Raw genomic sequence first — 320 nt, forward strand, 5'->3', positions numbered from 1 at the left:
ACACTGGGGGATATGCGCCCGCCATGCCGGCTTTTTCAGAGCAGCGTCCCACCGCCCTGCCCTACAAAGCGCCGATGGGGTTAGCTGAATCATTAAAAATGCGTCAAAACACGCCAGTGGCCACCCCGTCGGTCACCGCGCGTAAAGTCCGTTCCGACATCGCATTGCAGGTGGTGGCCAATCCCAGCACCAACAGTTTATTGGTCAAAGGGCGCACTGAGCACATTGCTTTCGTAAAACAACTGATCGCGCAATTAGATCAGCCGAAACGGCATATCGAACTGTCTGTCTGGATCATCGATTTAGAAAAAACCGCCTTA

General features: G+C 53.4%; 1 protein-coding gene. It reads left to right on the forward strand.

What is annotated here, in order from left to right:
* Nucleotides 1–23: 23 nt before the first annotated feature.
* Nucleotides 24–320: secretin N-terminal domain-containing protein (locus REG_RS14985; protein WP_339739812.1), on the forward strand; the 297-nt coding region annotated here is incomplete at its 3' end.

Origin of the sequence: Candidatus Regiella insecticola LSR1, from assembly GCF_000143625.1 — a bacterium.
Lineage (GTDB): Bacteria > Pseudomonadota > Gammaproteobacteria > Enterobacterales > Enterobacteriaceae > Regiella > Regiella insecticola.